The organism is Streptomyces kunmingensis (assembly GCF_039533535.1).
GTDB classification, from domain to species: Bacteria; Actinomycetota; Actinomycetes; order Streptomycetales; family Streptomycetaceae; genus Streptomyces; species Streptomyces kunmingensis.
In genome coordinates, this window is sequence record NZ_BAAATS010000010.1 from 155,625 (window position 1) to 180,612 (window position 24,988).

The window sequence follows — 24,988 nt, forward strand, 5'->3', positions numbered from 1 at the left end:
CTCAGGCCCACATCCCCCCGTCCACCCGCAGGACCGTGCCGGTGACGTACGAGGCGCGGTCGCTCAGGAGCCACGCGGCGGCCTGGGCGATCTCGTCCGGAGCGGCGGCGCGGCCCAGCGGTGTCTGGGAGTTGAGGTGGTCGATGATGCCGGGAGACCTGTCGTCCCACTCGCGCATCATCTCCGTGAGGGTGGTGCCGGGCGCGACGGCGTTGACGCGGATGTTCTCCGGGCCGTACGTGACCGCGGCCGAGGCGGTGAGGCTGTTGACCGCCCGCTTCGCCGCGCCGTACGCGGGCAGCGCCGGGTTGGCGAGCAGGCTGCCGACACTGGAGGTGTTGACGATGGCGCCGCGCCCGGCGGTGGCGCGGATGGCGGCGACCTGGGCGGTCATCGCGAGCCACGGGCCCTTGAGATTCACCGTGTACACGTCGTCGAAGTCGGCCTCGGAGAGCTGGTCCATCGGGCCGGGCCGCTGCCCCGTGGCACCGTTGTTGAAGGCGACGTCCAGGCGCCCGTACAGCTCCACGGCCCGCTGGACTGCGCCCCGGACGCTGTCACCGTCGGCGAGATCGCACACGACGTGGTCGGCGGTGCCGCCCGCCTCCCGGATCTCCGCGACGACCTTCTTCAGCTGGCTCTCCGTCCGTGCCGCGAGCAGCACCCGGGCCCCCTCCGCGGCGAAGAGCCGGGCGGACGCCGCGCCGATGCCGCGGCCGGCACCGCTGACGAAGGCCACCTTGCCGGCGAGCAGGCCGGAGGCGGAGGCGGAGGTGGTGGCGGCGGGGGTCGATGTGTTGGTGTCCATGCCGATGAGCCTGGGCCCGGCCGCCGAGCCGATCCAGGCACCGGCGGTACCTGGCTGAGCGCCGGGCCCGCGCGCACACTGGGCCGGTGAACCGACGCGAACTGGCCGACTTCCTGCGCAACAGGCGTGAGCGCCTCGCACCCGCCGACATCGGCCTCCCCGTGGGGCCGCGCCGCCGCACGCCGGGGCTGCGCCGCGAGGAGGTGGCGCAGCTCGCGTACATCTCGACGGAGTACTACACGCGCCTGGAGCAGGCCCGCGCCCCGCACCCGTCCCGCGAGGTCCTCGCGCAGCTCGCCCGCGCGCTGCGCCTCTCGGACACGGAGCGCGATCACCTGCACCACCTGGCCGGTACGCCGCCGGGACCGCGGCCGGGTCCCTCGCGCGAGGTGCGGCAGAGCATCGTCGACCTGCTGGACAGGCTCCCGGTGTCGGCGGCCCTGGTGATGTCGGCGACGTACGAGATCATCGCCTGGAACGCGCTGGCCGCCGCTCTGATGGAGGACTTCTCCGTCCTGGGCCGCAGGGACCGCAACCTCGTACGGCGGGCGTTCCTGGGCCCGTACCAGGACGGCGGGCGGCTGTACGGGGTCTCGGACGCGGAGGAGTTCAGCAGGACGGCGGTCCATCACCTGCGGGCCACGGCGGCCCGCTACCCCGAGGACCCGGAGGTGCGGTCCCTGGTCGCCGAACTGCTCGACGGCAGCGAGGAGTTCGCCCGCCTGTGGGCCGACCACGAGGTGACCGCGCGCCCCACCCTCTGCAAGACCTTCGAGCACCCCGCGGTCGGCCCCGTCGCGGTGAACTGCGACATCCTCGACATCACGGACCGCGACCAGCGGGTGGTCATCTACACCGCCGCACCGGGCTCACCGTCGGAGGAGGCCCTGCGCCTGCTGTCGGTCATCGGCACGCAGCGCATGGACGTACCGGGCTGACGTCGGTCACGAAGACTGGCGTCGGTCAGGAGAGCCGGTCAGGAGAGCCGGTCAGGAAAAGGGAAGGGCCCGTCCGTTGTCGTCAGCGACAACCGGCGGGCCCTTCGAAGCCTTGGGGACTCACTCCTCGACCGTCAGCCCCTTGCGGAGCTTGACGAGGGTGCGGGACAGGAGCCGCGACACGTGCATCTGCGAGATGCCCAGCTCGTCACCGATCTCGGACTGAGTCATGTTGGCGACGAACCGCAGCGAGAGGATCTTGCGGTCGCGCGGCGGGAGTTCGGCGATCAGCGGCTTCAGGGACTCGATGTACTCGATGCCCTCCAGGCCGACGTCCTCGTAGCCGATGCGGTCCGCGAGCGCACCCTCGGAGTCGTCCTCCTCGGGCTGGGCGTCGAGCGAGCTGGCGGTGTACGCGTTCGACGCCGCCATGCCCTCCACCACCTCGTCGTTCGACAGGCCCAGGCGCTCGGCGAGCTCGGCCACCGTGGGGGCCCGGTCGAGCTGCTGGGCGAGCTCGTCGCCCGCCTTGGCGAGGTCGAGACGGAGTTCCTGGAGGCGCCGGGGCACCCGTACCGACCAGGACGTGTCGCGGAAGAAGCGCTTGATCTCACCGACGATGGTTGGCATCGCGAAGGTGGGGAACTCGACGCCACGGCTCAGCTCGAAGCGGTCGATCGCCTTGATCAGGCCGATGGTCCCGACCTGGATGATGTCCTCCATCGGCTCGCTGCGGGAGCGGAACCGGGAGGCTGCGAACTTCACCAGGGCGAGGTTCAGTTCCACCAGCGTGTTACGGACGTAGGAGTATTCGTGGGTGCCCTCTTCGAGGGACTCAAGGCGCTCGAAGAGCGTCTTGGAGAGGGCGCGGGCGTCGAGCGCTCCCACCTCGGCGAACGGCGGGATCTCGGGGAGCCCGTCAAGTCCTTCCAGAGCGTCGGACTCTTGGTCGGAGTGGCGTTCCGGTGGGGTTGTCGACGTCGCCTGGTCAGTACGCGATTCGTCGAGCCGGGGTGACATGATGTCCTCCATCGTTCTCGGCATATGGCTGCCGATGCCAATACGTGCACTGTCGGGAGTGCGGCGCCTCCAAAGCCCGCGAGTTCGTTTTCTGTCCTTACTAGGCCTACCCGCTTTCCTCACCGGGCCGCAAGTGCGCTATGTCCCTAAATGTCCGATTCTTAGGGGTTGTTCGGGTGCCAAGAGGTGTAGAGAAGGCGTAGTGTTCGAGGGCGTCAATCGGCACGTCGAAGGCAGCGAGAGAGAGACGTCATGGACCGCGGGACAGTCGGCAGCGCGCATCGGGGCCGGCTTCTGGTCGAGGTGCGGCAAGAGGGCGCCAGCGCCGTCGTGACTCCGGTGGGTGAGCTCGATCACCACACCGCCGATCTGCTGCGCGAACCCCTCGAAGAATGCCTGGTCGGCGGGTGTTCCCGGCTGGTGGTGGACTGCGCGGGCCTGGAGTTCTGCGACTCGACGGGTCTGAATGTGCTGCTCGGAGCCCGCCTCAAGGCCGAGGCCGCGGGCGGCGGAGTCCATCTGGCCGGGATGCTGCCGGTGGTGGCCCGGGTCTTCGAGATCACCGGCGCGGAGGCCGTCTTCACCGTGCACGAATCCCTGGCAGCGGCGCTCGCCGCGGAGTGAGCGGATGACCCCCTGCCCCCGGGCCGTAGAAGTTACGCTCCAGTTGTCTCTACGTGATCGAGGCGTTATCAGCGTCACAGGGTCCGCACCGAATCGATGGGTGTTCTCGTCGTTCGGCCGGGCAGGAGACACCCGACCGCCCCTGCAACCCTGAGTCCTGAAGCTGTATTGGTAAATCGGTGAGGTGAAGTGCTGATGAGTGCCACCCGGCCTTACTCGCCGGGCGACCACGGCCCCGAGTCCGGCGATGTCCCGGCTCCCGGGGGCCGTCAGGTCCGCACGCTGAGCCTCGCGGGGGCGAGCGGCATCGTGCCGCTGGCCCGCGACTTCTCCCGTGACGCGCTGCACGAGTGGGGGTGGCTGCCGGCGCCGAGCGCGGACCGCCGTGCCGCCGCGGAGGACGTGCTGCTCGTCGTCTCCGAGCTGGTCACCAATGCCTGCCTGCATGCCGAGGGCCCGGACATGCTGACCGTCTCCCTCGACAACAAGGTGCTGCGCATCGAGGTCGCCGACCACGGCGCCGGTCAGCCCGAGCCGCGCACCCCGCACCGGGCGGGACGCCCCGGCGGCCACGGCATGTTCATCGTCCAGCGCCTCTGCCTGGACTGGGGGGTCGTGCGCACGCCCGGAGTCGCGGGCAAGACCGTATGGGCGGAGCTGGGCAGCCCCGCCTGAGCCTTCGCCGGGCCGGCCACGGCCCCTTTTTTCACGCTGTTCAGAGCACGCCGGATCGTCTTCGATCCGGCGTGCTCTTTGTCTTCCCTCGGTAAGGCCCCGGGCGTACCTTGAGCCACCCGCATCTGATGAACCGTCAGCAACCGTCGGCTCGAAGGGATCTCGAGGTGTCGTACCGGACGTACCAGAAACGAACCGCCGCGTTCGCGCTCAGCGCGGCACTGGCCGGCTCGGCGGTGCTGATGGCCGCCCCCGCAGCGCACGCCACGGTCCAAGACGTCAACTACAAGTGCAAAACGCCGATCGGCGACAAGAGTGCCGTCTCCCCGATCGACATGAAGAGCGTCGAGAGCGGCAGCGGCTACAAGATCACGATGTCCTTCCAGAAGGGCGTCTCCTCCAGCCCGGTCGAGCTCGGCAAGGGTGCGATGAATCCCAGCGCGGTGATCAAGCTGGGCGGCGCGGAGAGCGGCAGCCTCGCGGTCTCGGGGCCGGCCAACTCAGAGGCCATCCCCGCCAACAGCCCCATCAAGATCAGCGACCTGTCCGGTACGTACACGCCGAAGAAGAGCGGGAAGGTGACGTTCACGGCCGGGGTCCTCACCATCAAGGCGCTGGGTACGACGACGACGTGTACGCCGGGCAACAGTCCGAAGCCGTCGCTGGAACTGGACGTGAAGGGTGCGGGTGCGGGCGGGGCCGGTGGCTCGGGTGGGTCCCGGTCGGGCCCGTCGGGGGACAGCCAGCTTCCGCAGACCGGGTCGGAGGACTCGGCGATTGCGCTCGGCACGCTGGGCGGAACGGTTCTCCTGGCCGGAGCGGGTGGGGTGTTGTGGCTGACCCGGCGGCATCAGGGGGCGCCCCGCTGAGGGGCGCGGGGAACTTGCGCGAGCAACCACGATGACGTTGCACTCGCCCTGGAGAGTTCGGGCCCGCTGGCGTGCAGGCCACGGGGCTCCGCCCCGGACCCCGCTCCTCAAGCGCCGGAGGGGCTTGATCGGGGGAGGTTGCGGGGCTCTGCTCCGGGCCCTGCCCCCGGTTCTGCCCCGGACCGCGCTCCTCAAGCGCCGGAGGGGCTTGATTTTGGGGGCTGTGCTGCTCATTGCGGGTGGCGGTGGGGGTGGGCAGGGGGTTGCCGCTTCTGCCTCGTGGACGGTTGCGCCCTCCGCGGGGGCCGAGGCTCGGGGCGGGCGGCCGTACATCTACGCGGAGGGCGCCCCCGGCACCGTTCTGGAGGACAACGTGGCCGTCACCAATCCGGGCGCCGAGCCCGTGCGGATCACCCTGCGCGGCGCCGACGCGGGCCGTAGGCAGGCCAAGGACACCGGTGCCTGGATCACGTTCGCCGAGAAGTCCGTGAAGGTCCCGGCCCGCACCCGCGCCGAGGTCCCGTTCACGGTCACCGTGCCGGCGGGCGCGACCCCGGGTGACCACCCCGGCGCGATCGTGGCGTCCGGAGCCGGCCGCACGTCCGGGGTCAGCGTGCACCTGCGGGTCAGCGGACCCACCCTCTCGGCGCTCACCGTCGAGCACGTACGGATCGTCGCCGGGGACCGGATCGCGTACGACGTCGTGAACCGTGGCAACACGACGCTCACGCCCCGCCTCGCGGTCAAAGCCGACGGCCTCCTCGGCAGTGTCCTGGACAGGAGAGCGCGCACCCTGCCGGTGGAGCTGCTGCCCGGCCGCCGGGTCAGCCTCACCGAGCCCTGGCACGACGCCCCCGCGCTCGACGCCGTCGACGTACGGGTGACCGTCACCGCGGACGGCGGCGCGCGGGACACGGCGACGGCGACGGCCCGGTTCGTGCCCTGGGGACCGCTCGCCGGAGCCCTCGCCACGCTCGCGGGCACCGGCTGCGCCGCCCTCTTCCTCGTACGCCGTCGACGTCTGTCTCGTGGGCGGCAAGGCACCGGCAACCCAAGGAGTGCGCCATGAACCGCCGCAGCGCACCGGCCACGCGCCTGCTGACCGTCCTCGCCCTGCTCGCCGCGCTCCTCGCGAGTACGGCACCGTGGTCCGCGGCCGCCGACGACCCCACCGTCACCCTCTCCAAGTCCCAGGCGGGCACCGGGGGTTCGGTCACCGTCAAGGGCGCCGGCTGGCGTCCGAGGACGCTGCTGATGATGCTGATCTGCGGCCGGTCGAGCCCCGCCCGCGGCGTCATCGGCGGCACCAACTCCTGCGCCAACGCGGGCGGGCGAGCCGTCACCACCGACGCCCGCGGGACGTTCGAGAAGAAGCTCCCGGTCGTCGAACCGCCCGCGCCCTGCCCGTGCGTCGTCCACGTGGCGACCGTGACCGGCAGCGCGAAGGCGCAGAAGGACGCCGCGCTCAAGGTCGCCGGTCACCCGGTGAAGGCCCTGCCCGCCGAGTCCGGCAACGGGCAGCTGTCCATGGTCACCGACACCCGGCTCGACGGATCGAGCGGCCTCCTCACATGGTTCGGCGCCCCGCCCGCACGGACGTTCACCTTCACCGTGGGCAACGTCGGCCCGGCCCCGGTCAGGGACCCCGTCTTCCACCTCGGCACCTCCCACGGCGTGTTCGCGCCCGCCTACGAGGAACAGCAGTGGCGCGGCACCATCGAGCCCGGCCGCAAGGCGCGGATCGAGCTGCCCGTCGAGCTGGGCGCCGGCGACCACGGCAGCTACCTGGTCTCGCTGAAGTACGGCGGCAAGGTGCTGGCCGAACAGCCCTGGGGCGTCGGCCGCCCCTGGGGCGTCACGCTCTTCTGGATCCTGCTCTGCGTCATCGTCCCGGCCGCCGTCTTCCGCATCGGCATGGCGGTCGTGGACCGGCTGCGCCCGCGCGACCGGTACGCACAGGGACGGCACCGCGGCGCCCAGCGGCCCTCCGAACCCACCGAGCGCCTGCCGAGGGCCCGGCTCCCGCGGCGCGCACCCGGCGCCCCCGGTCCCGTACGGCCGCGGTCCGCGCCCGGGCAGGGCCCCGCGGATCCTGCCGAGTCCACCACGAACACCCTGCCCTGGTTCACCCCGGACACCGGTCCGGGCGGTCCCACGGCCGGTCAGCTCTCCGCACCGTCCGACAACAGCCAGACGACGAAAGGAACCACGTGAGCAGGCAACGGAGAGCCGGTGCGGCCGGCTGCGCCCTGATCCTGTCCGGAGCGGGCCTGTGGCTGGCCGCCGCCCCGGCGCATGCGGCCGAGTCCTCCTTCAAGACGGAGTGCATCCCGCCCGCCATCTCGGGGCTGCCCCCGGTCGAGGGCACCACGGTCGCCGACATCACGGCCCCGGCGACCGCCAAGGTCGGCGACGAGATCGACGTGGTCTGGAAGACGACCCAGGCCGCCTCGAAGAACCCGGACGTCCTCGACCTCGACGCCGACACCGTGCAGCCCACCGGCACGGTGAAGCTGGGCGGCGCGCAGACCGGCGACCTCAAGATGGAAGGGCCGCGGAAGAACCCGGCGATCCCGAAGAACAGCCCGATGGTGCTGTCCGACATGACCGGCAAGCTGAAACTGACCAAGGCCGGGGACGTGACGCTGACCCCGGACGCGTACACCATCAACGTCAACAAGCCGATCTCCACCGACACCAAGTGCACGCCCAAGGAGACGGTCGAGCCCGCCGTGACCATCAAGGTCACGGACGGCGGCGGCGCGAGCACCGGCGGGACGGCAGCGGGCGGCACGGCCACGGGTGGCACCACAGCGGGCGGCACCACGACCAGCGGCAGCACCGGTGGCAGTACCAGCGGCAGTACCGGTGGCAGTACCGGTGGCAGCACCAGCGGCAGCGCGGGTGGCAGCACCGGCGGTGGCGACGGCAAGACCGACTTCACCGGCAAGGAAGTGTCGATCCCCTACGCCTGCAAGACCCCCATCGGCGACAAGAACGCCACCTCCCCGGTGCAGATCAACGCGAAGAAGGACGGCGGGAACTACGCCCTGACCGTCAAGTTCGGGGCGTCCGTGATGGACAGCCCCGCCGACATCCCGGCCGACTCGGTCAAACCGTCGATGGCGGTCAAGCTGGGCGGCGCCGACAAGGGCACCGTGAACGTGGAGGGCCCGACCAACAAGGACCCCATCAAGTCCGGTGACCCGATGACGATCCCGGACCTGACGGGCACGTACAAGCCGGGCGCCGACGGCAAGTCGACCCTGTCGCCGGGCGTCCTCACCGTGAAGGCCCTTGGCACGACCACCACCTGTACGCCGACCAAGACGGAGGTCTCCCTGGAGATCGACACGACGGCGGTGGAGGGCGGCGCGACCGGCGGCTCGGGCTCCGGCTCCGCGGGCGGCTCGACGGGCAACTCCGCCGGCGGCTCCGACGCCACGGGTGGGGGCCTCGCCGAGACGGGTGCCTCGAACGACGGCGCCCTGCGCGCCCTCGGCCTGGTGGCCGGCACGGTGATCCTGCTGGGCGGAGCGGTCTTCACGTTCCTGCCGAAGCGCCGCGCGGCACGGGGAAGGTGACGTCTTGTCATAGGCGGTACGAGCGAATCGCCAACTCTGGAAACGGAGCATCCATGCTCTGGACCTGCGAATACTCCTCGAACACCCTTGCCTGAAACCGTGCGCGTATGCGAATGTCGTCAGGCCCGACGGGAGAACGGCAGAGCCTGTGCCCGGCGGGGGACCACACGTATGCGCAAGGCAAAGGGGAACAGCGATGCGCAAGCTGCAGAAGGCCGGAGTGGCCGCGTTGTTGACGGCGGGACTGACGTTCGGACTGGCCGGCACGGCCGGCGCGGCCGGCTATGGCGAGGACAGCCCGGGCCAGTGGCAGAGCGGCGGCACCGGTTACGCGCTCGGCTGCTCCATGGCGCACTGGCTGTTCGACACGCACTGCAAGGCCTAGAGCCTCTGTCACAGCGCGGACAGCCGAAGGGGCCGGTCACACCTCACGGTGTGGCCGGCCCCTTCGGCTGTCAGACGGACCGCGCGGATCCGGTCAGTGCACGCCGCCCATCAGCGGCTTGACCTTGCGGCGGAACATGAAGACCGCGACACCGGCGAGGACCGCGATCGCACCCTGCGAGGCGAACCACCACTGGCTGTCGGTCGGGGCGCCGATCAGCTGGAGGAGCGCGATGACGGAGTCGCCCGCGGTGACGGCGAGGAACCACACACCCATCATCTGGGAGCTGTACTTCTGCGGCGCCAGCTTGGTGGTGAGCGAGAGGCCGACCGGGGAGAGCGTCAGCTCACCGATGGTCTGGATCAGGTAGACCGCGCACAGCCACAGCGGCGTGACCTTCGTGTCGCCGGTGGCCGCCGCCTGGGCCAGCATCATCACGAAGAAGGACAGGCCGATCAGGAAGACGCCGTTGGCGAACTTCGAGATGGTGCTGGGCTCCTTGCCGCGCTTGTTGAGCGCGATCCACGCCCACGCGGCGACCGGCGCGAACGCCATCACGTACAGCGGGTTCAGCGACTGGAACCAGCTCGACGGGAACTCGAAGCCGAACAGGGTGTTCGCGGTGTGGTCATTGGCGAACAGCGTCAGCGTCGAACCGGTCTGGTCGTAGATGCCCCAGAACACGGCGGCCACGATGAAGAACCAGATGTACGCGGAGACCCGGGACTGCTCGGTGTTGCTCAGCTCGCGGTCGCGCTTCATCTTGACCAGGTACCAGACCGGCAGCACCAGACCGAGGACGGTGAGCGGCCACAGCATCCAGTTCACGGTGAACCAGCCGCCGCCACCGACGATGCCGTAGAACACGACGGCCAGAGCGGCCCAGAGGCCGGCCTTCTTCCAGAGCGCGGACTTCTCGGCCGCGGACATCGGAGAGGGGACGACGGTGGACTCGGACGACAGGAAACGGAAGCCGAAGACGAAGCACATCAGGCCGAGGGCCATGCCCACGCCCGCCATCGCGAAGCCGAGGTGCCAGTTGACCTTCTGGCCGACCGTGCCGATCGTCAGCGGCGCCACGAAGGCACCGAGGTTGATCGCCATGTAGAAGATCGAGAAGCCGCCGTCACGACGCGGGTCGTTCTTGTCCGGGTAGAGCTGGCCGACCATCGTGGAGATGTTGGCCTTGAGCAGACCCGAGCCGATGGCGATGAGGGCCAGGCCGGCGTAGAACGTCCCGGCCGACGGCAGGGCCAGCGTGAAGTGGCCGACCATGATGATCGCGCCGCCGACCGCGGTGGTCTTGCGCGGGCCCCAGACCCGGTCGCCGAGCCAGCCGCCCGGCAGCGCGAGCAGGTACACCATGGCGTTGTAGACCGAGTAGATCGCGGTCGCGGTCGCGAACGTGAGGCCGAGACCGCCGTCGATCACAGCGGCCGACAGGTACAGAACGAGCAGTGCCCGCATCCCGTAGAAGCTGTAGCGCTCCCACATCTCCGTCAGAAACAGAAAGGCCAGGCCGAGGGGGTGGCCAAGGAAGGTCTTGCCGCCGGCGACAGGCGCCGTGGCTTCCTTCGTCAGGCTGGACGCCATGGTGGTTCCTTGCTCGCTCGGGACGCCGCCGCTCCCTTTGTGGGGTGGAGCGTGCGCCCGGGTGGGGGGTCGGCCGGCACCGGAGTCCTACCGTCCTCCCCACGCCCACGGGGATCGCCCGTACGAGGTTGTCGCACGGGACGCGGTACGGCGGACCCGAGATCCACACCCCGGCGCGCTTCCTTACACGCGAGGCCCGGCCACAGGTCGTTCCTTTCATCGCTGACCGCGGTCAGCTCACACAGGAAAGGGACCTTCGGTGCGCAGTGCGCTCCTAAGGTCCCCCATTAGTGCATCAGGCGTTCCGTCACCATACGACACGACAGTGCCGCATATGGAAGGACTTGAGAGATGGATCACAGGCCTTCGTGGAACCGTCGCGCTGATTCGAAGGAGTTACCAAGGATCGCACCCCACAGCCGCAGGACGCGAACCCGGAGGCAGAGCTTCCGCTCGGTCCGGCCGGGCGCTCTGGCGGATCACCCCACAGGCGTCCTCCGGTGCGGACTACCATCACTCCATGACCCGTGTACTGCTCGCCGAGGACGACGCGTCCATCTCGGAGCCGCTGGCTCGCGCCCTGCGCCGGGAGGGTTACGAGGTCGAAGTCCGGGAGGACGGCCCCACGGCCGTCGACGCCGGACTGCAGGGAAGCATCGACCTCGTCGTCCTCGACCTGGGCCTGCCCGGGATGGACGGCCTCGAAGTCGCCCGCCGGCTGCGCGCCGAGGGGCACACGGTGCCGATCCTGATCCTCACCGCGCGCGCCGACGAGGTGGACACGGTCGTCGGCCTCGACGCCGGCGCCGACGACTACGTCACCAAGCCGTTCCGCCTGGCCGAACTGCTCGCCCGCGTCCGGGCCCTGCTGCGGCGCGGCTCCGCCGAGCCCAAGGAGACCCCGGCCACGCACGGCGTGCGCATCGACGTCGAGTCGCACCGCGCCTGGATGGGCGACGAGGAACTGCAGCTCACGGCGAAGGAGTTCGACCTGCTGCGGGTCCTCGTACGCGACGCGGGCCGGGTCGTCACGCGCGACCAGCTGATGCGCGAGGTGTGGGACACGACCTGGTGGTCCTCCACCAAGACGCTGGACATGCACATCTCCTGGCTCCGCAAAAAACTGGGCGACGACGCGGCGAACCCCAGGTACATCGCGACGGTACGAGGAGTCGGCTTCAGATTCGAGAAGAGCTGACCCGTTTCAGCCCGCCATTCTCAGCCCCTCCGGCGGTCGGCCGTCCTCAGCCCCTGCGGCGGTAGGCCATCTTCAGCCCCTCCGGCGCTTGAGGAGCGGGGTCCGGGGCGGCGCCCCGTGACGGTGACATAGGCGCCGAGCCCGGATCCGGGACACTAAAAGCATGCGCCGCCGACTAATCAACTCCACCCTCGCCGTGGTCCTGGTAGTGATCGCCGTATTCGGCGTCAGCCTGGTCATCGTGGAGACCCGCACCATCAGCAACAGCGCCCAGGACCGCGTCGAATCGGAGGCGGTCCGCCTCGCCTCCATCGTGGACAGCCGACTGCTCAGCGGCGAGCAGGTCAACGGCGGCATCCTCGCCGACCAGGTCGCCATCGAGGACCGTTACGCGGTCGTCGACATTCCCGGCCGCGGCCCCATCGAGCTCGGCGGCAAACCCGACGGCGACGTCATCACGTACACCGCCGTCGGCGAGCGCGGCGAGAAGGTCACCGTCGAGGAGCCCCGCTCCGCGGTCACCCGCGAGGTCGGCCGGACCCTGCTGATCATCGCGGGCGTGGCGCTGCTCGCGGTCGTCGCCGCCGTACTGCTCGCCGTCCGCCAGGCCAACCGCCTCGCCTCCCCGCTCACCGACCTGGCCTCCACCGCGGAGCGCCTCGGCTCCGGCGACCCGCGCCCGCGGCACAAGCGCTACGGCGTCCCCGAGCTGGACCGCGTCGCCGATGTCCTCGACGGCTCCGCCGAGCGCATCGCCCGCATGCTGACCGCCGAGCGGCGCCTCGCCGCCGACGCCTCGCACCAGCTGCGTACGCCTCTCACCGCGCTCTCGATGCGGCTCGAGGAGATCACCATGACCGACGACCTGGCCGAGGTGAAGGAAGAGGCGACGATCGCGCTCGCGCAGGTCGAGCGGCTCACCGACGTCGTCGAGCGGCTGCTCACCAACTCCCGTGACCCGCGCACCGGTTCGGCCGTCACCTTCGACCTGGACGAGGTCATCAAGCAGCAGCTGGAGGAGTGGCGTCCGGCCTACCGCAGCGCGGGCCGCGCCATCGTCTCCTCCGGCAAGCGGCATCTCACTGCGGTCGGCACGCCGGGCGCGGTCGCCCAGGTCCTCGCCGCGCTGATTGAGAACTCGCTGATGCACGGGGGCGGCACCGTGGCCCTGCGCACCCGTGTCACCGGCAACCAGGCGGTGATCGAGGTCACGGACGAGGGGCCGGGCGTCCCGCCCGAGCTGGGTTCGCGGATCTTCGAGCGGACCATCAGCGGCCGCAACTCGACGGGCATCGGCCTCGCCGTCGCCCGCGACCTCGCGGAGGCCGACGGCGGCCGCCTCGAAATGCTCCAGGCGGCCCCGCCGGTATTCGGCCTGTTCCTGTCGCGGACGCCGCTGAAGAAGTCCGCGAAGGACGAGGACGCCGGCACGATCCGCTGACCGGCCGGGCCCTGACCGGGCCCTGACCGGGCAGGACCCTACGGCTTCACTCGGTGCACGGGCGGCGGCGCGTCCGACTCGTCCAGGAACGATTCCGCACGGGCCACGGTCTCCCGGGCGGGCAGCGCCTTGAAGACCCAGGTCCGGTACGACCAGAAGCGGAACAGGGTCGCGAGGCCCATGCCGAGGAACTTGAAGATGTTGCTCTGCAGCTGGCTGTCCCAGTGGAAGGCGTACGTCGCCACGTACAGGACACCGTTCTCGATCACCAGGCCGACGACGCTGAACAGGAGGAACAGTGTGAGTTCCTTCGCACGTCCGCTCTTGTCGCGGTCGCGGTAGGTGAAGTACCGGAACCCCACGTAGTTGAAGACGATGGCGACGACGGTCGCGATCACGCTGGCCCGCACGACCTGGAGGTCCGTGCCGTGCCGCATCAGGTTGAAGACGCCGAAGTTCACGAGGACGCCCAGCGCGCCGACGACACCGAACTTGGCGATCTCGCGGGCCAGGGCGTCGAAGCGCAGCCGCAGGGCCCCGATACGGCCCGGACCGCTGTTCTCCGTACCGGATCGTCGGCCGGTGGTCGCCTTCATAGTGGTCGCCTCAGCCCCCGTCGTCCCCGTGAATGTGGTCGCGCGGCCCGTGAGAACCGACTCAGCCATGCTAACCACGCACTCCCGAAGGCGCCTGTGGACAGCGTCTGTGGACGTTCCTACAAGACAGGCGCCGTGCGGGTGCCGGTCGAACGGCCGATACCCTGGGGGCGTGACGTTCCCGGTAGTCGGCATGGTCGGCGGCGGCCAGCTCGCTCGTATGACACACGAGGCAGGCATCCCGCTCGGCATCAAGTTCAAGCTCCTCAGTGACACCCCACTGGATTCCGCGGCGCAGGTCGTCGGCGAAGTCGTCGTAGGCGACTATCGCGACCTGGACACGCTGCGTGAGTTCGCGCGCGGCTGTGACGTGATCACCTTCGATCACGAACACGTGCCGACCGAGCACCTGCGGGCCCTGGAGGCGGACGGCATCCCCGTGCGCCCCGGTCCGCACGCGCTGCTCTACGCCCAGGACAAGGGCGAGATGCGCGCGAAGCTCACCGCGCTCGGCGTGCCGTGTCCCCGCCACCGCATCGTGCGCGACGCGGCGGACGTCGCCGCGTTCGCCGCTGAGGGCGATGGTTTCCCCGTCGTCCTCAAGACGGTGCGCGGCGGCTACGACGGCAAGGGCGTGTGGGTCGTGCGCTCCGAGGCGGACGCGACCGAGCCGTTCAAGGCGGGCGTGCCGGTCCTGGCCGAGGAGAAGGTCGGCTTCGTACGGGAGCTCGCGGCCAACGTCGTGCGCTCGCCGCACGGCCAGGCCGTCGCCTACCCCGTCGTCGAGTCCCAGCAGGTCGACGGCGTGTGCGACACGGTGATCGCCCCGGCGCCCGACCTGGACGAAGCCCTCGCGGGCGAGGCCCAGGAACTGGCGCTGCGCGTCGCCAAGGAGCTCGACGTCGTCGGCCACCTCGCCGTCGAACTCTTCGAGACCCCCGACGGCCGCATCCTCGTCAACGAACTGGCGATGCGCCCGCACAACTCCGGCCACTGGACGCAGGACGGCGCGATCACCTCGCAGTTCGCCAACCACGTCCGCGCCGTCCTCGACCTGCCGCTCGGCGACCCGCGCCCGCGCGCGAAGTGGACGGTCATGGCGAACGTCCTGGGCGGCGACTACCCGGACATGTACAGCGCGTACCTGCACTGCATGGCCCGCGACCCGCAGCTCAAGATCCACATGTACGGCAAGGACGTGAAGCCCGGCCGCAAGGTCGGCCACGTCAACACCTACGGCGACGACCTGGACGAGGTCCTCGACCGCGCCCGTCACGCAGCCGGATACCTGAAGGGCACGATCACCGAATGAGCGCCGCGAGCCAGTCCGGTCCCGTCGTCGGCATCGTCATGGGGTCGGACTCCGACTGGCCCGTCATGGAGGCGGCGGCGAAGGCCCTCGCCGAGTTCGAGATCCCCTACGAGGTCGACGTCGTCTCCGCGCACCGCATGCCGCACGAGATGATCTCCTACGGGGAGCACGCCGCCGAGCGCGGCCTGAAGGCGATCATCGCGGGCGCGGGCGGCGCCGCCCACCTGCCCGGCATGCTCGCCTCGGTGACGCCGCTGCCGGTCATCGGCGTGCCCGTACCGCTGAAGTACCTCGACGGCATGGACTCGCTGCTCTCCATCGTGCAGATGCCCGCAGGCGTCCCGGTCGCCACCGTCTCGGTCGGCGGCGCGCGCAACGCGGGGCTGCTCGCCGCGCGCATGCTCGCCGCGCACGACGAGGAACTGCTCGGCCGGATGCGGGAGTTCCAGCAGGAGCTGAACGACCAGGCCACCGAGAAGGGCAAGCGGCTGCGGAACAAGGTCGAGAGCGCCGGCGCCGGTTTCGGCTTCGGCAAGTGAGCGGGGGGACGAGCGGTATGACGGACGCACTGACGCGGGCCCGGGAGATACTCACCGAGTTCCCCGTCGTCGACGGGCACAACGACCTGCCGTGGGCGCTGCGCGAGCAGGTCACGTACGACATCGACGCACGCGACATCGCCGCCGACCAGAGCGCCCACCTGCACACGGACCTGGCCCGGCTGCGCTCCGGCGGTGTCGGCGCCCAGTTCTGGTCGGTGTACGTACGCACCGACCTGACCGGGGACGCGGCGGTCAGCGCCACCCTCGAACAGATCGACTGCGTCGACCAGCTGATCGCGCGCTACCCGGACGACTTGCGGGCCGCCCTGACCGCCGTCGACATGGAAGCGGCCCGCGCGGAAGGCCGTATCGCCTCGCTCAAGGGCGCCGAGGGCGGCCACTCGATCAACAACTCCCTGGCCACGCTGCGGGCGCTGTACGCGCTCGGTGTGCGCTACATGACGCTCACCCACAACGACAACATCGCGTGGGCGGACTCGGCGACGGACGAGCCGGGCGTCGGCGGCCTCTCCGCGTTCGGCCGCGAGGTCGTCCGGGAGATGAACCGCGAGGGCATGCTCGTCGACCTGTCGCACGTGGCAGCCTCGACGATGCGCGCCGCCCTCGACACGTCGACGGCGCCGGTGATCTTCTCGCACTCCTCGGCCCGTGCCGTCTGCGACCACCCGCGCAACATCCCGGACGACGTCCTGGAGCGGCTCCCCGGCAACGGGGGAGTGGCGATGGTGACGTTCGTGCCGAAGTTCGTCCTCCAGGCCGCCGTCGACTGGACCGCCGCCGCCGACGACAACCTGCGCGCGCACGGCTTCCACCACCTCGACTCCTCGCCCGAGGCGATGAAGCTGCACCGCGCCTTCGAGGAGGCCACGCCGCGCCCGGTCGCCACCGTCTCGACGGTCGCCGACCACCTCGACCACATGCGCGAGGTCGCGGGCGTCGACCACCTCGGCATCGGCGGCGACTACGACGGCACGGCGTTCACCCCGGACGGCCTCGACGACGTCTCCGGCTACCCGAACCTGATCGCCGAGCTCCTCACCCGCGGCTGGTCCAGGGCCGACCTCGCGAAGCTCACCTGGAGCAACGCGGTGCGGGTCCTGGGCGACGCGGAGGACGTGGCGCGGGACCTCCAGGCGAAGCGCGGCCCGTCGAACGCGACACTGGAGCAGTTGGACGGCTGAGCGCCTGCCTCGTTCGGCGCACCAGCTCCCTCTAACGGAGCCGCTCGCCGCGTAGGGGATCCGTCCGCGTGCCACGGTGGGGCAACGCCTGTCCCCACCATTTCTGGCCGGAGCCCTGTCATGGCAGACCTGCAGGACGAACTGAACGCCACTACGGAAGTGGGCGACCTCGACCGCCCGTCCGCCCCGGTCGCGCCCCTCGACGGTGCCGATCCGCACGTCGACGAAGTGGCTCTGCTCGTCGACGAACCGGAATCGCAGGCCGACGAACCCGCTCCGGTATCGGTCCGCGGCCTGCTCGCCCGCCATCCGGTGGCGGACGGCTACTGCGGTCTGCCCGGCATCCTGCGCAGGCTGTCCTGGTTCGACCTCGAACTGGGCGAGTGCGCCGTCGAGACCGATCTGCCGCGGCTGCACGCGGGCGGGGCCGGCGCCCAGCTGTGGGCGCTGGACGTCACCGCCGACCGGCCGGTCACCTCGGCGCTGGAACAGATCGACCTCGTCAACCACGTCGTGGCCCGCTACCCGGAGGGTCTGCGCCTGGCCCGCTCCGCCTCGGAGACCGCGGACGCCCGCGCGCACGGCCGGATCGCCGTCCTCATCGGCCCGGCCCCGGCCGCCGCCGCGGGCGACTCGCTCGGCACCCTGCGCGGTCTGCACGCACTGGGGCTGCGCATCCTCTCGCTGCGCGGCGCGCAGTGGGCGCCGCAGGACACCGGCCTGACGCGCTTCGGCGAAGAGATGGTCCGGGAGCTGAACCGGCTCGGCATGCTCATCGACCTCACCGGCGCGCACCCGGCGACCGCCGCCCGCGTCCTGGACATCTCCAAGGCCCCGGCGATCCTCACGCGCTCCGGCGCCCGCGCCCTCAACAGCCACCCGGACAACGCCTCCGACGAGCTCCTGGTGGCGCTCCGCGAGGGCCGCGGCCTGTGCCTGGTGCCCTGCTCGGCGGACCGGACAGGGCCCGCCCTGCGCGACGTGGCGGACCATCTGGACCACGTACGCCGTGTCGCGGGCCCCGAGACGGTCGGGCTCTCCGGGATGTTCGACACCGGGGACGCGCACCCCGAAGGGCTCGCCGACCCCGCCGGCTACCCGGCGCTGATCGCGGAGCTCGCCGACCGCGGCTGGCCCGAGACGGACCTCGCGCTGCTCACCTGGGGCAACGCCCAACGGGTGCTGCGCGGCACCGAGTTCACCGCGCGGGCCGCGCGGCGGCGCCGGGGCCCGTCGACGGCGACGTACTGACGGCCCCCGGCCGCGGCCCGGCTCAGCCGGCGCAGAGGCAGAACGGGTGCCCGACCGGGTCGGCGTAGACCCGCCAGGAACGGGAGCGGTCCTCGTTGTCGAGGACCGTCGCACCGAGCGCGAGGACCTCCTTCTCCCCCTTGTCCAGGTCCTCGACGGTCAGGTCCAGGTGGAACTGCTGCCCGTGGTCGGTCGAGGGCCAGACGGGCGGCACGTACCCGGGCGACCTCTGGAACGCCAGCTGCCCGCCCGGCACCTTCAGGACGAGCCAGTCACCGTCCTCCTCGGTGTGGGCGACGGTGCCGCCGAGAACCGCCGCGTAGAAATCGGCGAGCACACGCGGTTCCGGACAGTCCAGGGCGACGACATCGAGCTTGGCGATGGCCATGGTTTCTCCTTGAGTTACCCCTATAGGGCTTCTACCGGTAACGCCGTTACCGCATGGTGCCGTACAACAGGTAACGTCGCAACCATGAATGAGCGTGCGTCGGCACCGGGCGGCCTGGCCCTGATCGAGGCCCTGGTGAACACGTTGCAAGACATCACGACGGGCGCCGACACGCTGGGCTCCGCGAAGGTCCGTGAGCGCTTCGGCATCACGGCGGACGGGGTCGACGACGCGCGCGAACTGCGCGAGTCCCTGCGCGCGACGTGCCTGGCCCACGCGGGCCACCCGCCGCACCGCGCGGTGACCCCGCTCGGCGAACTGCTCGCGAAGGCCCCGCTGCGGGTACTGGTCGACGACCGCGACGGCTCGGCGGCCCTGGTCCCGCTGCACGACGACGCGTCGCTGCTCTCCCGGGTCGCGGCGGCCATCGCCGAAGCCACGGCAGCCGGTACCTGGACCCGCCTCAAGGCGTGCGAGGCCGAGGACTGCCGATGGGCCTTCTACGACCGCAGCCCGGCAGGCCGAGGCCGCTGGTGCTCCATGGCGGTCTGCGGAGCCCGGGCAAAAATGCGCCGCTACCGAGCGAAGTAGGGCCGCGCCTTCAGGGGCGCGGGGAACTGCGCGACCAGCCACGACGCACGGCCGGTCGCGCTCGGACAGCACAGGGCAGACGAGAGCGTGAGGTCGTATCCCTACGCGGAGGGCCGCCCCATTGCCCGATAAGACCACCCGGCCTCCCGCCAAGCGGCAGCGTCCAACGCATTGCGCCCGTCCAACATCACCCGCGCCGAAGCGACAGCGCCGAGCTCCGCCGGGTCCAGCTCCCGGAACTCCCGCCACTCCGTCAGATGCAGCACGACATCCGCACCCCGCACCGCCTCGAGGGCGGAGTCCGCGTACCCGAGCGTCGGGAAGAGCCGCCGCGCGTTCGCCATGCCCTTCGGGTCGTACACGGTGACCTGGCCGCCCTGGAGGTGGATCTGCCCGGCCACGTTCAGCGCGGGCGAGTCCCGTACGTCGTCGGAGTCCGGCTTGAACGCGGCGCCGAGCACGGCGACCCGCTTGCCCAGGAACGCGCCGCCGCCGAGCGCCTCGCGGGCCATCTCCACCATCGCCCCGCGCCGCCGCATGTTGACGGAGTCGATCTCGCGCAGGAAGGTCAGCGCCTGGTCGGCGCCGAGCTCACCGGCGCGCGCCATGAACGCCCGGATGTCCTTCGGCAGACAGCCGCCGCCGAACCCGATCCCGGCCCGCAGGAACTTGTGCCCGATCCGGTCGTCATAGCCGATCGCCTCGGCCAGCTTCGCGACGTCGCCGCCCGCGGCCTCGCAGACCTCGGCCATCGCGTTGATGAAGGAGATCTTGGTGGCCAGGAAGGAGTTCGCCGCCGTCTTGACCAGCTCGGCCGTGGGGAAGTCCGTCACCACGAGCGGTGTGCCCTCGCCGAGCGGCGTCGCGTACACGTCCCGCAGCAGCTTCTCGGCACGCTCGCTGCCGACGCCGATCACGATGCGGTCCGGGTGCAGCGTGTCGTTGACGGCGAAGCCCTCGCGCAGGAACTCCGGGTTCCACGCCAGCTCCACGCCCTCGGGCAGCAGCGCGGCGAGCCGCTGCGCGGAGCCGACCGGCACGGTCGACTTGCCGACGACGAGCGCGCCCGGCTGTACGTGCGGGGCGAGGGAGGAGAAGGCGGAGTCCACGTAGCTCATGTCGCACGCGTACTCGCCGTGCTTCTGCGGCGTGTTCACACACACGAAGTGCACGTCGCCGAAGGCCGCGGCCTCGGCGAAGTCCATCGTGAAGCGCAGCCGCCCGGTGGAGCCCTCGATCCCGGCGACGTGCTTGCGCAGCAACTCCTCGAGACCGGGCTCGTACATCGGGACCTCGCCCCGCGTGAGCATCTCGATCTTCTCGGGCACGACGTCCAGGCCGAGCACCTCGAAACCGAGCTCGGCCATGGCCGCGGCATGTGTGGCACCGAGGTAGCCGGTACCGATCACGGTGATCTTGAGGGCCATAAGGGGGCTCCAGAGGGGTCGGTGCTGCGTGCGCCGGACGAGCATATCCGGGGCATGCGCACGGCCCTCAGCGGGCAACTTTCCCGCTGTCGCACAGCTCACGTATCCCTGGCGTGCGGCGAGATCTAAAATTCGGGTTACTTAACGGTAATTAGCATCGCTTGGAGCGTGAGTCACCTTGGCCGGATCGGCTTCCACCCCGGAGTTCGACCTGTACCGCCCGTCCGAGGAGCACGACATGCTCCGCGAGGCCATCCGCGCGCTGGCCGAGACGAAGATCGCGCCGCACGCCGCCGCGGTCGACGAGGAGGCCCGCTTCCCGCAAGAGGCGCTCGACGCCCTCGTCGCCTCCGACCTGCACGCCGTGCACGTACCCGAGGAGTACGGCGGCTCCGGCGCCGACGCGCTCGCCACGGTCATCGTGATCGAGGAGGTCGCCCGCGCCTGCGTCTCGTCCTCCCTGATCCCGGCCGTGAACAAGCTGGGCTCGCTGCCCGTCATCCTCTCCGGCTCCGAGGAGCTGAAGAAGAAGTACCTGGGCCCGCTTGCCAAGGGCGACGCGATGTTCTCGTACGCGCTCAGCGAGCCGGACGCCGGTTCGGACGCGGCCGGCATGAAGACGCGTGCCGTGCGCGACGGCGACTTCTGGGTGCTGAACGGCGTGAAGCGCTGGATCACCAACGCGGGCGTCTCCGAGTACTACACGGTCATGGCCGTCACCGACCCGGACAAGCGCTCGAAGGGCATCAGCGCCTTCGTCGTCGAGAAGTCGGATCCGGGTGTCTCCTTCGGCGCCCCGGAGAAGAAGCTCGGCATCAAGGGCTCGCCGACCCGCGAGGTCTACTTCGACAACGTCCGCATCCCCGCCGACCGCATGATCGGCGAGGAGGGCACCGGCTTCGCCACGGCGATGAAGACCCTCGACCACACCCGCATCACGATCGCCGCGCAGGCGCTCGGTGTCGCGCAGGGCGCCCTCGACTACGCCAAGGGCTACGTCCAGGAGCGCAAGCAGTTCGGCAAGGCGATCGCCGACTTCCAGGGCATCCAGTTCATGCTCGCCGACATGGCGATGAAGATCGAGGCCGCCCGCCAGCTCACGTACGCGGCGGCCGCCAAGTCCGAGCGCGTCGCCGCCGGAGGTCGAGAGGGGGACCTCACCTTCCAGGGCGCCGCGGCCAAGTGCTTCGCCTCGGACGTCGCCATGGAGGTCACCACGGACGCCGTCCAGCTCCTCGGCGGCTACGGCTACACCCGCGACTACCCGGTCGAGCGCATGATGCGCGACGCGAAGATCACCCAGATCTACGAGGGCACGAACCAGGTCCAGCGCATCGTCATGGCCCGCAACCTGCCGTAACCCGCACCCGTCGAACGAGCACGCACGCCCCTGCCCATGCCGACGGGGGCGTGCGTGTGTGTGAGGGGCGGGCACCGGCCGCCCCGGGAACCTCACCCGACACCTTGGACGTCGGTTCTGCTGATCCCGATGTCCGGAAGCGGACTCTGGTCGGCGCGGTCGGGTGGGGTGCGGTGGGTGTGCGGATTCACGGACGAGGCGGCACTCGCCCGGTTCGCGGAGCTGCGCACAGGTCGCGATCGACCCATGGACTACGCGGCGCTGCTGGGCGCCCGCATCGTCGACGATGTGGTGGCCAACCGGCCGCGCGCACCGACGCGTTGGGCGGCACTGTCTTCTTCAAGCGCGACCCGCTCGGCCAGGCGATCCGGGCTGGAACGGCTTCGTGGCTCCGGCCGAACGGATTCGATGAGGCGGCATCCACTGTGAAACTCACCCTTGATGACAACTGGACCGCGACGGTGACGGGAGAACCTTTGCCCCTCACCCCGCGCTTTGATTTCGCGGGGCAGCGCGTGCGCGTCGCGCCGTACGGGGACGTCAGGGAGCAGGAACAGTTCCAGCTGGACACTTTCGGCAGCCAGGACTGGCTGTGGGACGCGCCCGACGAGGCGAAGTTCGACCCGGCCGACCGACAACTGGTCGGTGTGCAGTTCCAGTTGCCCCACGAGAGCGCCGACCCCGAGGAATGCGCCCGCGTCCCGGACCTGCCCCTCGTCCGTCCGGGCGGCCTGCGCGCGGACGAGGCGCGGGACTTCCGCCTGGAGGTTACCGAGGACCTCTGCCGTGGCCCGGGGGACACCGTGCTCACCTGCCTGCGCGACCTCGACGTCCTCGACGAGCCATTGGAGGCCCGCATCGGGATCGCACCGGACGTGGCACTTCTCGTCCAGCACGGCACCGTCGTCGGCTGGAGCATCACCGACCCGGCGCGGTACCTGACCAGCCCGTACCGCGATCCCGATCCCGGGCCGCCCGCGCCCGCCACCCGTCGGCTGCTCAGCGAGTGCCTGGACCTCGTCACGCAGCCGGTGGTCGACGACCTTGTGGACGGCGAGCCCGCCGCCGTGGCCCGGCTCAGGGGCGCCGACGAGGCCCTGCTTGCCCAACAGGAGGACCGGAACAGGGCCGACGCCCTCCTCGCCCTCATCGCCACTTACGTCGAGGACTACGGGAACGGGTGACGGCCCCAGAGGTCAGTTGCCGGAGACGGTGACCTTCTCGTCGTTGTTGAACTGATCGACGAGCTGCTTCACCTTGGTCTTGTCCCACACCAGGTTGCCGCCGACCGAACCGCTCGTCGGCATGTTCATGGACTTGCCGTCACCGTCGCCGCCGGACACCGACTTCATCGCCATGAACATGGAGGCCAGGTTCCACAGGCTCATGTCCTTGTCGACGACGAGCGAGTCCAGGCCCGCACCGAGCGTCGGGTAGAGCTTGAACGGGTTCATGACCGTCGACGGCGACGCCACCTTGTGGGCGAGGGCCGCGAGGAACGCCTGCTGGTTCTTGGTGCGCTGAAGGTCGGACGCGGCGAAGGCATGGCGCGTACGGACGAAGGCGAGGGCCTGCTGGCCGCTCAGGGTCTGCTTGCCGGCCTTGAAGTCGGCGCCGGACCACTTGTCCTTGAACCCTTCCTTCAGGTTCATCTCCACGCCGCCGACCGCATCCACGATGCTCGCGAACCCGCCGAAGCCGATCTCCGCGTAGTGGTCGATGTGCAGCCCGGTGTTGGACTCGACGGTGCGCACAAGCAGCTCGGGCCCGTCCTCCGCGTAGGCGGCGTTCAGCTTCACCTGGCGGCCCGTACCGGGGTAGAGCTTGCCGGACTCGGCGCCCTTGAAGCTCGGGATCGTGACGTTCGAGTCACGCGGCAGCGAGACAAGAGTGTCCCCGTTGCCCCCGACGTGCAGGATCATCATCGTGTCCGTGCGCTTGCCCTCGGCGGAGCCGGTGTGCAGCTCCTTCTTCTGCTCGTCGGACATGCCCTCGCGGCTGTCGGTGCCGACGATCAGGTAGTTGGTGCCGTCGCCCGCCTCGGGCCGCTCGATGACCTTGGACAGGTCGACGTCCCGGTGGAGCTTGGAGTCGGCCCAGAAGTACGTGGAGACGCTCGTCACCACGACCACGGTGACCACGGTGATCGCCGTCCACTTGATGCGCTTGCGCCAGTTCGGCGCCGGGCGCGCGGGACGCCCGCCGGGCGGCCCGTAACCGTCACCGCCCCCGTCTCCACCGCCGGCGCGGCTGGGCTGCCCGTAGACCTGCCCCGTGTTGTAGCCGCTGTCGTAGGACGGCTCGTACGCGTCGTTGTCGTAGCCGGGCTGCTGCTGCGGGACGGGGCGCTGCACATGTGGCATGACACGCGCGCCTTCAGGGCGTGCGTTCGCGCTGCCACGGCCGTAGCCGCCACGGCCGCCGCCGCCCTGCCGGTCGCTCCGCCCCTCGGGCCAATCGCTCATGGAACCAGTTTGCCGTGCACGCCTGTGTGCCTTACAAGAGCGGTCGGGAAATCGGGCCATGGCTGTTGCAGAGCTGACACAATCCGGCCGCGCATAGGGTAGGCGGCATGACAGACCAGGCCCACGGCGCGGAATCCGACATTCCGGGCAAGCCGACCGCAGCTTCCCGCACGACGTTGTCGCACATCATGACGCACAACGACACCAACCTCCTCGGTACGGTGCACGGCGGTGTGATCATGAAACTCGTGGACGACGCGGCGGGCGCGGTGGCCGGCCGGCACTCGGGCGGCCCGGCCGTGACGGCGTCCATGGACGAGATGGCGTTCCTGGAGCCGGTCCGCGTGGGCGACCTCGTGCATGTGAAAGCCCAGGTCAACTGGGTCGGCCGGACCTCGATGGAGGTAGGCGTCCGGGTCCTGGCCGAACGCTGGAACGAGTCGACGCCCGCCCAGCAGGTCGGCTCCGCGTACCTGGTCTTCGCTGCGGTCGACGCCGACGGCAAGCCCCGCACGGTCCCCCCGGTCATCCCGGAGACCGACCGCGACCGCCGCCGCTACCAGGAGGCCCAGATCCGCCGCCAACACCGCCTGGCCCGCCGCAGAGCCATCAAGGAACTACGAGCCCAACCCCTGAGCCCGAACCCCGGCCCTTCCGCCTGACACCCCGGCCCCGCCGCTCACGTCCCAGCCCCTCCGCTCACGTCCCGGCCCCCCCCC

25 protein-coding genes are annotated in these 24,988 nt (G+C 70.5%); 18 read left to right on the forward strand and 7 right to left on the reverse strand.

What is annotated here, in order from left to right; all coding sequences use genetic code 11:
• Position 1: 1 nt before the first annotated feature.
• Entirely contained in the window at positions 2-808 is an 807-nt protein-coding gene (locus ABD366_RS14335; protein WP_324771561.1) for an SDR family NAD(P)-dependent oxidoreductase, read from the reverse strand.
• 86 nt (positions 809-894) lie between these two features.
• Between ABD366_RS14335 and ABD366_RS14340 the strand changes: the two genes are divergently transcribed.
• Positions 895-1,746, forward strand: coding sequence for a helix-turn-helix transcriptional regulator (locus ABD366_RS14340; RefSeq protein WP_324771562.1), 852 nt, complete (start codon positions 895-897; stop codon positions 1,744-1,746).
• Positions 1,747-1,866: 120 nt separating this feature from the next.
• Here the strand turns inward: ABD366_RS14340 and ABD366_RS14345 are convergent, their stop codons facing one another.
• Positions 1,867-2,766, reverse strand: a complete 900-nt coding sequence (locus ABD366_RS14345) for an RNA polymerase sigma factor SigF (RefSeq protein ID WP_324771563.1) — start codon at positions 2,764-2,766, stop codon at positions 1,867-1,869.
• 252 nt (positions 2,767-3,018) lie between these two features.
• Between ABD366_RS14345 and ABD366_RS14350 the strand changes: the two genes are divergently transcribed.
• The 7 genes from ABD366_RS14350 to ABD366_RS14380 all read left to right on the forward strand — a co-directional run bounded on the left by ABD366_RS14350 (position 3,019) and on the right by ABD366_RS14380 (position 8,903).
• A complete protein-coding gene (locus tag ABD366_RS14350; protein WP_324771564.1) occupies positions 3,019-3,390 on the forward strand; it encodes an STAS domain-containing protein in 372 nt (123 codons plus the stop codon).
• 195 nt (positions 3,391-3,585) lie between these two features.
• Positions 3,586-4,065: an ATP-binding protein gene (locus ABD366_RS14355; RefSeq protein ID WP_324771565.1), complete on the forward strand. Its 480-nt coding sequence runs from the start codon at positions 3,586-3,588 to the stop codon at positions 4,063-4,065.
• 128 nt (positions 4,066-4,193) lie between these two features.
• Positions 4,194-4,934, forward strand: coding sequence for an LPXTG cell wall anchor domain-containing protein (locus ABD366_RS14360; protein ID WP_324771566.1), 741 nt, complete (start codon positions 4,194-4,196; stop codon positions 4,932-4,934).
• Between the two features lie 373 nt (positions 4,935-5,307).
• On the forward strand, positions 5,308-6,003 hold the full coding sequence (locus ABD366_RS14365; protein ID WP_324771567.1) for a COG1470 family protein: 696 nt from the start codon (positions 5,308-5,310) through the stop codon (positions 6,001-6,003).
• A complete protein-coding gene (locus ABD366_RS14370; protein ID WP_324771568.1) occupies positions 6,000-7,148 on the forward strand; it encodes a hypothetical protein in 1,149 nt (382 codons plus the stop codon). Before ABD366_RS14365 ends, ABD366_RS14370 begins: the two co-directional genes overlap by 4 nt.
• Complete coding sequence (locus ABD366_RS14375; RefSeq protein WP_324771569.1) at positions 7,145-8,518, forward strand: hypothetical protein; 1,374 nt, start codon at positions 7,145-7,147, stop codon at positions 8,516-8,518. The genes ABD366_RS14370 and ABD366_RS14375 overlap by 4 nt, the downstream gene beginning before the upstream one ends.
• Positions 8,519-8,714: 196 nt before the next feature.
• Entirely contained in the window at positions 8,715-8,903 is a 189-nt protein-coding gene (locus ABD366_RS14380; protein WP_324771570.1) for a hypothetical protein, read from the forward strand.
• 93 nt (positions 8,904-8,996) lie between these two features.
• Here ABD366_RS14380 and ABD366_RS14385 read toward each other — a convergent pair whose 3' ends face one another.
• The gene (locus tag ABD366_RS14385; protein ID WP_324771571.1) at positions 8,997-10,496 is read right to left on the reverse strand and encodes a peptide MFS transporter; all 1,500 of its coding nucleotides are present in this window, start codon (positions 10,494-10,496) and stop codon (positions 8,997-8,999) included.
• A 520-nt stretch (positions 10,497-11,016) separates the two neighbouring features.
• On the opposite strand from ABD366_RS14385, the gene ABD366_RS14390 reads away from it, so the two are divergent.
• Positions 11,017-11,694 carry a response regulator transcription factor gene (locus ABD366_RS14390; RefSeq protein ID WP_324771572.1) on the forward strand — a complete coding sequence of 226 codons (678 nt, stop codon included), beginning with the start codon at positions 11,017-11,019 and terminating at the stop codon, positions 11,692-11,694.
• Between the two features lie 163 nt (positions 11,695-11,857).
• Positions 11,858-13,135 carry an ATP-binding protein gene (locus tag ABD366_RS14395; RefSeq protein WP_324771573.1) on the forward strand — a complete coding sequence of 426 codons (1,278 nt, stop codon included), beginning with the start codon at positions 11,858-11,860 and terminating at the stop codon, positions 13,133-13,135.
• A gap of 38 nt (positions 13,136-13,173) precedes the next feature.
• On the opposite strand, the gene ABD366_RS14400 is transcribed toward ABD366_RS14395, so the two are convergent.
• Positions 13,174-13,731 (reverse strand): GtrA family protein, encoded by a 558-nt coding sequence (locus ABD366_RS14400; RefSeq protein WP_324771574.1) that lies wholly within the window; start codon positions 13,729-13,731, stop codon positions 13,174-13,176.
• A gap of 193 nt (positions 13,732-13,924) precedes the next feature.
• Between ABD366_RS14400 and ABD366_RS14405 the strand changes: the two genes are divergently transcribed.
• The 4 genes from ABD366_RS14405 (at position 13,925) to ABD366_RS14420 (ending at position 18,038) form a co-directional block, all read left to right on the forward strand.
• Positions 13,925-15,043, forward strand: a complete 1,119-nt coding sequence (locus ABD366_RS14405; protein ID WP_411293783.1) for a 5-(carboxyamino)imidazole ribonucleotide synthase — start codon at positions 13,925-13,927, stop codon at positions 15,041-15,043.
• On the forward strand, positions 15,040-15,582 hold the full coding sequence (gene purE / locus ABD366_RS14410) for a 5-(carboxyamino)imidazole ribonucleotide mutase (protein WP_324771576.1): 543 nt from the start codon (positions 15,040-15,042) through the stop codon (positions 15,580-15,582). Before ABD366_RS14405 ends, purE begins: the two co-directional genes overlap by 4 nt.
• Positions 15,583-15,599: 17 nt before the next feature.
• A complete protein-coding gene (locus tag ABD366_RS14415) occupies positions 15,600-16,787 on the forward strand; it encodes a dipeptidase (protein ID WP_324771577.1) in 1,188 nt (395 codons plus the stop codon).
• Positions 16,788-16,907: 120 nt separating this feature from the next.
• Positions 16,908-18,038 carry a membrane dipeptidase gene (locus ABD366_RS14420; protein WP_324771578.1) on the forward strand — a complete coding sequence of 377 codons (1,131 nt, stop codon included), beginning with the start codon at positions 16,908-16,910 and terminating at the stop codon, positions 18,036-18,038.
• 22 nt (positions 18,039-18,060) lie between these two features.
• On the opposite strand, the gene ABD366_RS14425 is transcribed toward ABD366_RS14420, so the two are convergent.
• Positions 18,061-18,426: a VOC family protein gene (locus ABD366_RS14425; RefSeq protein WP_324771579.1), complete on the reverse strand. Its 366-nt coding sequence runs from the start codon at positions 18,424-18,426 to the stop codon at positions 18,061-18,063.
• Between the two features lie 84 nt (positions 18,427-18,510).
• On the opposite strand from ABD366_RS14425, the gene ABD366_RS14430 reads away from it, so the two are divergent.
• Positions 18,511-19,017 carry a CGNR zinc finger domain-containing protein gene (locus ABD366_RS14430; protein ID WP_324771580.1) on the forward strand — a complete coding sequence of 169 codons (507 nt, stop codon included), beginning with the start codon at positions 18,511-18,513 and terminating at the stop codon, positions 19,015-19,017.
• A gap of 101 nt (positions 19,018-19,118) precedes the next feature.
• Here the strand turns inward: ABD366_RS14430 and ABD366_RS14435 are convergent, their stop codons facing one another.
• On the reverse strand, positions 19,119-20,444 hold the full coding sequence (locus tag ABD366_RS14435; protein WP_324771581.1) for a UDP-glucose dehydrogenase family protein: 1,326 nt from the start codon (positions 20,442-20,444) through the stop codon (positions 19,119-19,121).
• A 178-nt stretch (positions 20,445-20,622) separates the two neighbouring features.
• Between ABD366_RS14435 and ABD366_RS14440 the strand changes: the two genes are divergently transcribed.
• On the forward strand, positions 20,623-21,804 hold the full coding sequence (locus ABD366_RS14440; RefSeq protein ID WP_324771582.1) for an acyl-CoA dehydrogenase family protein: 1,182 nt from the start codon (positions 20,623-20,625) through the stop codon (positions 21,802-21,804).
• Positions 21,805-22,280: 476 nt separating this feature from the next.
• A complete protein-coding gene (locus ABD366_RS14450) occupies positions 22,281-22,988 on the forward strand; it encodes a hypothetical protein (RefSeq protein ID WP_324771583.1) in 708 nt (235 codons plus the stop codon).
• A 12-nt stretch (positions 22,989-23,000) separates the two neighbouring features.
• Here ABD366_RS14450 and ABD366_RS14455 read toward each other — a convergent pair whose 3' ends face one another.
• Positions 23,001-24,269 (reverse strand): LCP family protein, encoded by a 1,269-nt coding sequence (locus ABD366_RS14455; protein ID WP_324771584.1) that lies wholly within the window; start codon positions 24,267-24,269, stop codon positions 23,001-23,003.
• Between the two features lie 107 nt (positions 24,270-24,376).
• Between ABD366_RS14455 and ABD366_RS14460 the strand changes: the two genes are divergently transcribed.
• A complete protein-coding gene (locus ABD366_RS14460) occupies positions 24,377-24,931 on the forward strand; it encodes an acyl-CoA thioesterase (protein WP_324771585.1) in 555 nt (184 codons plus the stop codon).
• Positions 24,932-24,988 lie beyond the last annotated feature (57 nt).